10 protein-coding genes are annotated in these 9,348 nt (G+C 55.2%); 5 read left to right on the top strand and 5 right to left on the bottom strand.

From position 1 onward, the window contains the following. A partial coding sequence (locus OVY01_RS22655) for a transposase (protein WP_267849902.1) occupies positions 1 to 222 on the bottom strand: 222 nt, incomplete at its 3' end. A gap of 252 nt (positions 223 to 474) precedes the next feature. Between OVY01_RS22655 and OVY01_RS22650 the strand changes: the two genes are divergently transcribed. The 3 genes from OVY01_RS22650 (at position 475) to OVY01_RS22640 (ending at position 4,136) form a co-directional block, all read left to right on the top strand. After that, entirely contained in the window at positions 475 to 1,683 is a 1,209-nt protein-coding gene (locus OVY01_RS22650) for an AAA family ATPase (RefSeq protein WP_267849910.1), read from the top strand. After that, on the top strand, positions 1,676 to 2,662 hold the full coding sequence (locus OVY01_RS22645; RefSeq protein ID WP_267849909.1) for a ParB/RepB/Spo0J family partition protein: 987 nt from the start codon (positions 1,676 to 1,678) through the stop codon (positions 2,660 to 2,662). The genes OVY01_RS22650 and OVY01_RS22645 overlap by 8 nt, the downstream gene beginning before the upstream one ends. Before the next feature lie 280 nt (positions 2,663 to 2,942). Then, positions 2,943 to 4,136 carry a hypothetical protein gene (locus tag OVY01_RS22640; protein ID WP_267849908.1) on the top strand — a complete coding sequence of 398 codons (1,194 nt, stop codon included), beginning with the start codon at positions 2,943 to 2,945 and terminating at the stop codon, positions 4,134 to 4,136. A 301-nt stretch (positions 4,137 to 4,437) separates the two neighbouring features. Here the strand turns inward: OVY01_RS22640 and OVY01_RS22635 are convergent, their stop codons facing one another. The 4 genes from OVY01_RS22635 to OVY01_RS22620 form a co-directional block, all read right to left on the bottom strand. After that, complete coding sequence (locus OVY01_RS22635; RefSeq protein ID WP_267849907.1) at positions 4,438 to 4,638, bottom strand: hypothetical protein; 201 nt, start codon at positions 4,636 to 4,638, stop codon at positions 4,438 to 4,440. Then, positions 4,625 to 5,185 (bottom strand): hypothetical protein, encoded by a 561-nt coding sequence (locus tag OVY01_RS22630; RefSeq protein WP_267849906.1) that lies wholly within the window; start codon positions 5,183 to 5,185, stop codon positions 4,625 to 4,627. The genes OVY01_RS22635 and OVY01_RS22630 overlap by 14 nt, the downstream gene beginning before the upstream one ends. Before the next feature lie 709 nt (positions 5,186 to 5,894). Next, positions 5,895 to 6,224, bottom strand: coding sequence for a type II toxin-antitoxin system YafQ family toxin (locus tag OVY01_RS22625; protein WP_267849905.1), 330 nt, complete (start codon positions 6,222 to 6,224; stop codon positions 5,895 to 5,897). Continuing rightward, complete coding sequence (locus tag OVY01_RS22620) at positions 6,196 to 6,474, bottom strand: type II toxin-antitoxin system RelB/DinJ family antitoxin (protein ID WP_267849904.1); 279 nt, start codon at positions 6,472 to 6,474, stop codon at positions 6,196 to 6,198. The genes OVY01_RS22625 and OVY01_RS22620 overlap by 29 nt, the downstream gene beginning before the upstream one ends. Before the next feature lie 491 nt (positions 6,475 to 6,965). Between OVY01_RS22620 and OVY01_RS22615 the strand changes: the two genes are divergently transcribed. Both OVY01_RS22615 and OVY01_RS22610 read left to right on the top strand, forming a co-directional pair. Beyond that, on the top strand, positions 6,966 to 8,855 hold the full coding sequence (locus OVY01_RS22615; protein ID WP_267849903.1) for a site-specific integrase: 1,890 nt from the start codon (positions 6,966 to 6,968) through the stop codon (positions 8,853 to 8,855). Positions 8,856 to 9,126: 271 nt separating this feature from the next. After that, on the top strand, positions 9,127 to 9,348 hold a 222-nt coding region (locus tag OVY01_RS22610), incomplete at its 3' end, for a transposase (RefSeq protein ID WP_267849902.1).

The raw sequence follows: 9,348 nt of genomic DNA, 5'->3' as shown, positions 1-9,348 counted from the left end.
CGCGCTCTCCAAGACCGCATTGAACTTGTCTTGCGAACTCCAGCTTTCGCTGTCAGGGGCGTTGCCAGGTAGCAGGCGTCCTCGCCCACGAGCGGCATTACGCCAGTTGTATATGGTCGCTTCGGATATGCCTTCTGCCTTGGCCACTTCCACCACTGTGCGATTGTGCGGTGCTAGCAACTGCTTCAGGATCGCTTCCTTACGCTCTTCAGAATACTTCATCGGAATCTTCTCTCTGCCCCCGTCAGGGTTCAAACTCTAACAGCAATTCAGGTTCCAACTATTCTGACAGCGGGGGCTGTCGAACCCCCCGAACCCGATCAGTTCCGGGAGACCTGCTACCGCCATGTTCGTCTAGTTAAAGTAAACCTTTAGCTTTTTCCGTTTACCGGCTATTATTCCGAAAATCTATCCGTCATCGATTTTCGAGGTTTTCTTCAATTTTCGCTGACTAAATGCTAATGCAGGTACGGAATGGCGCTAAAGGAACTTACACCTCTGAAGAATACGATCGATATTGCGCAGTTGCGCGCAATTGCTGATCGGGCAGAGGAAACGCTTGCACACCTTCGCGATGCTTTGCTTGAGCCCTGGCCGCGAAAGATGGCGCCTATGCTTACTAGCAGCCGTCTTGCAAAATTATGTAAGCTCGATAGGGCTCAAATTCAGTACCTGTGCACTCGCGGCAATAAGGGAGAGTATCCCACCGGAACCGTCACCAGCTCCGGTCGTAATAGGGAATTCACGCTTGCCGAAGCTCAGCAGTTCATCCGTGCGAGCGGCACATACAAGGCGCGCCCTCCAGGCGAGAAAGGAATCGTCCTATCGGTAGGAAACTTCAAAGGCGGCGTAGGCAAAACTACTGACAGTGTTGCATTTGCGCAAGGCCTGACATTGCGTGGGCACAAAGTTTTACTTATTGACCTTGATCCGCAAGCGTCAGCGACAACATTGATGGGATATGTTCCAACTCCCGAAGTCACTGAAGAAATGACGGTTATGCCAATCGTCTACGAAGACGCGACAGATCTCGCTGCTGTGACTATACAAAGCTATTGGGATAACTTAGATCTGATTCCGTCGTGTTCGGCTCTTTTTGGAGCGGATTACTATCTGCCTAACAAACAAGCATCCGATCCTGATTATGAATTCTGGCGAGTACTGGAAAAGGCTATGGACACTATCCGGGATACGTACGATGTTATCGTAATTGATACACCGCCAAGCCTTGCCTATCTTTCGATCGGATGCTTTATGGCAACCGATGGTCTTGTTATTCCCCTTCCGCCGGAAACCTTAGACTACGCATCAAGCACCCAATTCTTTAGACAATTCGCGGAGCTTTTTACTAGCCTCGAAGGAAGCCGGTCGGTGGAAAAAGAATTTGCTTTCATCAAGATCATCCTTGCAAAAGTGAAACCTCGGGCTGCCTCCACAGATGTTGTGAAATCGTGGATTCAGCAGACTTACCATGAGTTAATGGGCCGCGCCGAAATTCTTGACACAGATCTAATTAAGAATGCAAGTGCAGAGTTCAAGACGGTTTACGACCTTCAAAACTACGAGGGTAGCGCTGCAACTTACAATCGTGCGATCGATTCGTTTGACGCAGTGGTCGATGAGCTCGAAGCCGAGATTCAAAACGTATGGGCCTGGCGTGCAGCGGAGAAAATAAATGGCTAACAAGTTGCAGGATCGTTTGGCTAGCAAAACGGCTGAACTAGCGTCCCGCGTCGAAGCGTCTACGGCTAACCGCACAGAACGCGCTGCATCTACAATGCCTGGCCAACTTGGTGCCTTTCGATTGGACGCCCAGAAATGGAAAGCGCAGATTGAAGAGCTGCAGGCTGAAAACGCGAGTCTTAAGCAAAGTTCCGTGGCCGGCGAAATCGACCTCGACAAGCTCGTCGAGGTGCCGGGACGGCGAAAGTATATGTCGCCCGAAAAATACCACGAACTCCGGGAAAATCTAAGACACAACCCCTTGATCCAACCAATCTCAATTAGCCTAGTTGAAGACGGTAAGGCGGAAATTGTGTCTGGCCATCACCGGTCGGATGTATTCAAAGAATTTGGGCGAAAGACTATTCCCTATACTTTGTTTTCTGGGGCGAAAGAGCAAAGAGCGCTTGCGGCGTTTTATGCCAATTTGCTCCAGGATGACATAACCGATTACGAGAAGTACCTAGGCTTCAAATTGCTACGCGAGGCTCGCCCCGGTACGACACAGGCTCAGATGGCTGAGGAATCTGGCATCAGTGATTCCATCGTTTCCGATCTTCTGGCTTTCGACGACTTGCCGCGGGACGTTTTGAACACCCTCTCAGAGAAGCCTTATCTTTTGGGCTCTAAAGCGGGAGCGGCATTGGCGTCTTTGAGTCGACGCGGAAAATCAAGACAGGTCATCGACGCTGTTGCGTTACTTGCGGAAGGCAAGCTCGATCAAGCACATGCCGTAAAGCTTGCAAGTGCAGAGCCGAAGTCAACTAAGACGGTAGTCGAGCGAAAGGAAGTCCGGATTAAGTCGGGCCGATCCGTGTTCTGCACGATGACGGCATCGAAGAAAACATTCAGGTTGGAATTTTCGTCAGAGCAAGTTGCGGAAGCTTTACGTGAAAAAATTCAGACGTATCTCGAAGGGTTAGCAAGAGAAGTGACATAGAGATAATAAAAATTATCTCTTTTTAAATCATGTACTTAGAATTTCGAACTGCCCGAATTAAACCAACGATCTCAGAATGTATAAAGTAATCTAAGTACAAAAGACGAAAGCCCCTGGACGCCAATCCAGGGGCTTTCTGATAAATCAGGGCTTGCTGTTGCTCGCCCTACACTTCACCGTCGCAAACGGCCAAGAGATACAACTCACATCTCGAAGTGTAGCGTATTGCGATCGACAGTCAAGCTACCCGTCATCCATTTACTGAAAAATGGACGGAATTATGTCGATCGCGCAACAGCACGTTGCCAGCGAGGGTGAAATTCGCCCTGCTGTCACCAACTTCACCGCCTTATCGGACGAGCCCCGCTCGCCGGAATATGCTACTGACGCCACGAATCTCAAATGGCTCACGTTGCGCGCAGAGCACCGCGCCTACCATCTCAGCGGCATTTCGAACCGTGCACGAGCCGTCTTAGCCGCCCTCGCCCGCACCGTTGATAATCTTCGGCCCAACGATAAAATCTTTGCTAGTCGCGCCATCCTTCAAGACCGAGCAATGACCTCCGAGCGCACCTTCTTCCGTGCACTGGCTGACTTAGCTCAAGCTGGACTTATCGTTCGATATGAGCAGTGGGAGGTTGCTGGTCGGGCTGGGTTTAATCGGGCTTACCTGGCTCTATCGGAGCGCGCAATCGCCCTCCTCGGCTTGAATGAAAAGACGACGCCGAGATATGCCCGTTCATCATCATCGAGCGCTGCAAACGACGATCAATCTCAAAATTTGGCCGAAGGGACTGACAGCATGGCAGACCCTATTAAGAGAGATCTTTACCCTGCTTCTCAACAGAGACAACCAGGCCAGCTCCCAAGCGATTTACAACGATTGCTGGATTTGGGATTTCATGAATTTTTAGTTTTTAAACTTATGCGCGATGCTAAGCGTCAGGGCAAGTTTCTATCCGACGTTGTAGCGGCATCATGGCAACATCTCAAAGCTGCCGCCAAGCCAATCTGCTATCTGCAGGCGCTGCTGCGAAGTGCGACCGACTTCACCGCACTGTCGCGCTACCAAAAGTGCGCTAAGGCAGAAGTCGAAACTCGGCATAGTGAAATGCTACAACTTGGTCGTGACATCGAAAACCTCGCAGGACATGTTTTCTACGACACGGCTGGGACACGTCGTATCGCGATTTCCTCTGATGGGCTTACTGCGGTTTTGGACCACGCTCATGACCGCGTTCCTCGGGTCGCTGCTGGTGCTTGGCAGAAAGATTTCATCCGGGCGCTTGCGTCGGGGCAATGGACCGAAGCGACTGTCGATCTTGACGCGGCGTTTTCGGCGCCGCAAGCGAGAACACGCGTTCAGAGTGCAACTGGCGAAGAGCAAAGGGCGCACCCACGCGAAGCCTTATCGGCACTCCGTGCCATGATTCGAGGCCCTCGTATTAATGCTCCAGAGCAACCGGCCGCCTGAACGCGTCCTCTAGCAAAGATGGTAGCGGCGCGGCCTTCCGTCGAGGATTGCGCACCGATAAATCCAGAAGCTTGTTTCCACTGGCGTGACCCACCTTGTCCTCTCAGAAATTGACGCAGCGTTGCCAAAAGAAAGCGGTGAAAGCACGGTGGCGCCAATCAGGATACGACCGCACTGCAGAAGCGCAATTTGTGCCGAGGGCAGGCGTAGGGAAGAACCGCGATGGGCCATCGCTGGGACTGATTTGAGCAAAAAATAAGCGCCCGAAGGCGCTGTCCGCTTTAAACCAGAAGGAGAGTGTTTAGAACGTCGGCACGTCTTCTTTTACTTTGGCTCGCGCACGGAACCGAGCGCGCTCGGCGCGTCTTTCGTCCGACGTCGCGACGCGAACTTCACCCACGATCCGCGGCTCCAAGTGGGCCGTCTTAATGCGATCGGCAATGAGCGCGTAGCCCAAGGTATTCAAGGCAACCGCCTTGTCATAGGTCTTACTTTCTCTCATAGCAGTAGTAGCCTCCAGTATCTGAATCGGGCGCATATTTGAGGGCGAAGGTAACACCTAGTTCGCCCGCAGCGAAGTTCACGCTCATGCGCCTGTACATACGATCTAGTTTATCAGTCGTCGGCGTAAATAGATATTCAGGTACGGAAGGAAAAGCCACCGCATGGTCACTCAAAGCAAATTCAAGCTCATCCTGAAAGCCGCGTAGCCGATAGGGATTGCGTAGCTGCCACGCAGACTGCCGGAACATCGTATTGTCCTCCGTTGCATCCCGTCTGGCGAATTTAACAAACCGCGCGGTCGCCGGCGGCAAAATTCGATGATTGAACCCATCGGCCATCATCTGGGCGAAAGGAGTATCGCCGTCGCTCATGGCCTCAACCGATGCGAAAAAGATGACGAAGTCGACCTGGTCAAAGTGCAGGCCGATGATTTCCACACCCGGTGCGACGCTGACCGGCGGCGAGTGGTAAGCCTCGGCGTCGGCCGAACGGCTCCCAAAAGCAAGCTCAAGCGAGGCGTTGGAAAGAGCGGTGATGCTGAGCATGAACTGCAAACCCTGCGAAAAAGACAAACTGTAGCATCTCGCCCGCGCCGTGCGGACGTAAAGCCTATATTCAGGAACGGAGTAGGGAAGGGGGGCGAATGCCCGTGGAGAGGCGCGCTTGCTAAGAACCAGACAGGCGCCCAGCGCCAATCGCACCACACTGCAACGTAGCCGGATCGTCTCCAGCGCCAAGTGCTTTGAATCATCGGAAACACATCGACCGATGGCACGTCAACCGTAACCCTACTCTAATGAACTGCAATACTATGGCATGGCGTCGACATAGTGTTATCACGCGTCGTTATCACCATACCCGGTCACGAATGCGGCTTCATCGGATTAGCGCGGTAGCGGTGGAACCAGCCTCACGATGGTAAGCAGGAGAGGGTAGGGGGGCCTTTCGCCGTCGATTTGACCACACGGCACGACGCAAACACGCCCAATCCGGATTCTTTTCAAGCCTGATAACTCGTAGTAGCAGGCTTAGCTCTATGACGGCACGAGCTGGCTACTTGATGCTCTATGCCGACAGCTGAATAGGGCGGACGCCTGAAGGCGTAGGCGCTAGCTAGATGGGAAACACGGTATGGGAAGTGGTCAAATCGCGGATCTGATTATTCTCAAAACAAGATCTGCCTAACGAAACGAAGGCACCCCTGTTGTGGTTCAGATTGACCAACCTCGTGTGTATGCTTATCGGCATGCGTCGCTACGAAAACAGCTCGGAATGGGTGCCGCACCGCACGAAAACCACGAGGCCATGTTTGCCCGCGTCGTCAAGGGTATAGATCAAGAGAAAGTCGCCGCCGATGTGGCACTCACGATGGTGCGCCCATTCGCCTGCTAACGCGTGATCAAGCCACTCTGGCGGGAGCGGGGCATCGTTGGCAATGAGCATCGTCATGGCTTCTTTAAGACGATTCATATCGTACCGTCCCGAGTGGGACAGACGCTGCCAATCTTTCAGAAACGTTTTCGTATAGTCCGAGGCGCGAGGCAGTGTGGCGCGCTTACTTGCGGGCAGCTTTTTCGAGGTCATTCAGCAAAGCATCAGGGGTGGTAAAGCGTGCGCGACGGGCGTGGATGATCTCGTCAGCTTCCAACATAGCGGCGCTGCTCGCGGCATTCGGCGCTTTGATGGCAAAAGGTAGTTCCTTGTCAGCGACCACGCGCATCAGGAAAACACGGATCGCGTCGGAAACGGTCAGGCCCATGGCTGCCAGCGTTTCGGTCGCCTGCGCTTTGACGGTTTCGTCGACGCGAACGTGAACCATAGTGGTGGTGGCCATGATGCTTTCCTTGAAATGACTGAGATACATTGTATCTCAGACACTAACGCAAGGCAATGTTGTCGCTAAGCGGGGAGGGGTGCAGCCACGCCTGTCTGATGTGGCTAGCGCGCTGTGGCTTGCGATGAGGATAGGGCGCTACGTTGACACGCCTTTCGACTCTCATTCTTGATGATTTGCTAGTCATGATTATGAGCCTAATCGTGACTAGCAGTTTTTAGGGTAAAGTACGGGGTGGCGCGGAAGAGGGGAGGGGACGGCCCGCCCGACGGGCATCTCAAGCAGTGTTGAGCGGTCAGACAGGCATGGGTTCATTTCCTTGGTCGAATGGAGTAGGTAGCGCGTATGACGATCGAAACAGCGCCGGCAAACCCGGGGAGCGCAATGGCCTACAGATGTGCGAGCAGGCATGCGACGCAGGCATTTGTCTCCCATCATGGGCGCGCCGGTCGGAATGAACCATACGCATGTACCTATAGAGTGGCCTGCCCATGAAGTCGGATACGCGCCGTTTGGGGCTGTCGCACTTTGCGTTCTATCGGGCATATCTCGAAGGACCCGAAGCGATCAATCTCGGCGTCCTGGCTGACCGGTATCTTGCTTGCGGGCGCGATCCCCGGCGCATGCGCACGACGTTGCGCTGGCTGCAGGACGAGCTGGCCGCCGCCGCGCGGCGCGTGGGGGACCGCGAAGCGATCCGGCTGTTGCGATTACCCAAACGCTTGGGCGAACCCGAGGATGCGGCGACTGACACGCCGTCGCTGGAAGAGTACCGCGAGCAAACCGACCCGCACGGCGTCTATACCGAAACCGAATTGCTTCTGCACTATCGTGCGGCGTATCCCGGGGCGGCCTTGTCGCGCGAAGAGCGGCGCGGACTGCGTTTGCGCGAGCGCCGGCTTGCGGCGTTGCAGCGCCTCGAAAAAGTAGTCGCGGAAGCACCGGCCAATGAACACCCTATTGATACGTGGTTTGATCCGTCCATCGCGGCGCGCCTGGCGAACGTCAAGATCCTGACGTTGGGTCAGCTGGTCAGTACGATCAACGGCACCGGTCACCGCTGGTTCATGCGGGTGCCGCGCCTGGGTGCCGAGACGGCCGAGCGCATCGTGACGTGGCTCGTCGCCAATGCGGCGAGCGTGACCCCGACGGTGGCCGAGCGCGCCCGAACGCCGTTGCGCACGCAATCGCGCACCGATTTGCTCGCCGCAAGCGTAGCGACCTCCACCATCGCCTGTTTAGAGAACCTGCAGTTGCCGGTTGCTTTGTCGGGCACAGAGGGTGCCAATCGTGGCGCACCGGGCAAGAACCAAACGGGCGCGACCAATGACTGGGAGGCGATTCAGGCGTGGCTCAATTCGCACCCGAAAGAGTCGGCAACCTGGCGCAGCTACCGCACGCAGGCCGAGCGAATTTTACTGTGGAGTGTCTTCGAGCGCGGTAAAGCGTTGTCTTCGCTCAATGTTGCCGACATTGCCGCTTACCGGGAATTTATCAAAGCACCGCCGCGCCAGTGGACGGCGCCGCGTGGCATCGAGCGCTGGTCGCCGCACTGGCGCCCGTTTGTCGGACCACTCGCGCCGTCCAGCCGCGCGACCGCGCATCGGGTACTGCACGCGCTATTTACTTGGTTGGTCGACATGCGTTACCTCGACTTCAATCCGTGGTTGGGGAATAAGCTAACGGCAGAAGAGCGCGATGCTGCGTCGTCCAAGGCACTCCACGCGCTCACTCGGGAGCAATATGGCTTTTTAGCGAGATTCGCTGACGAGGCGTCACATCTTCCGTGGGGGCAGCGCGCGCAGTGCATGCTGATCCTGGCCTATGCCACGGGGTTACGGGTGTCAGAACTGTGTGCCGTGAAACTCCGTCACCTGGAAACGAAATGGGTCGACGACGACATTGGGATGGCGTGGACGCTGCGCGTGAGAGGGAAGGGACACAAAACGCGGGTCGTGCCGATCCCATCGGTGGTGATGGACGCGCTCGCTCGCTATCTTGGTTGGCGAGGACTGCCGATCGAACCCACGTATTGGCAAGCGGAGACCCCCATCATCGCGAGTCTTACCCGCAGCGGTCAGCATCATGAGCAAGCGGTCACACCCTTAGGTCTCGCCAAGGCCTTTCGACGGTTGTTCATGCAAGCGGCCGGACATCTGCAGCAAGGAGATCCGAAAGGGGCGAAGCGATTGGAGGCGGCGACGACCCATTGGCTGCGCCACACCTACGGCACGCACATGATTGAAGCGGGCATGCCGCTCGATATTGTCCAAGACAATATGGGGCACGCGTCGCCGGCGACTACGTCCCGGTATGTGACGACCGAACTCGATCGACGTATTCGGGCAGCCGAGCAGTTTTTAAAACGCGCAAGCACTTGAGGGACCAGCGACGAAGACCGTATGTATGTCAACGTGGCCCAATCCAGAAATTTGCCTACCGCCCGAGAGCAGGGCGCGGGGAGGGAGTTTGCTAAAATGGCCCGTTTTCCATTTGATAAAACACGCCCGTATGCCATCGTCGAAACAGCGCCGTTCGCCTCCACGCACGCCGCGAAGTAAAGCAGACCTGCTCCCCCCCCGCTGTCAGAATAGTTGGAACCTGAATTGCTGTTAGAGTTTGAACCCTGACGGGGGCAGAGAGAAGATTCCGATGAAGTATTCTGAAGAGCGTAAGGAAGCGATCCTGAAGCAGTTGCTAGCACCGCACAATCGCACAGTGGTGGAAGTGGCCAAGGCAGAAGGCATATCCGAAGCGACCATATACAACTGGCGTAATGCCGCTCGTGGGCGAGGACGCCTGCTACCTGGCAACGCCCCTGACAGCGAAAGCTGGAGTTCGCAAGACAAGTTCAATGCGGTCTTGGAGAGCGCG

The organism is Robbsia betulipollinis (genome assembly GCF_026624755.1).
GTDB classification, from domain to species: domain Bacteria; phylum Pseudomonadota; class Gammaproteobacteria; order Burkholderiales; family Burkholderiaceae; genus Robbsia; species Robbsia betulipollinis.
The sequence above is the reverse complement of the archived record's forward strand: the minus strand, read 5'-3'. Positions and strand labels throughout refer to the sequence as shown.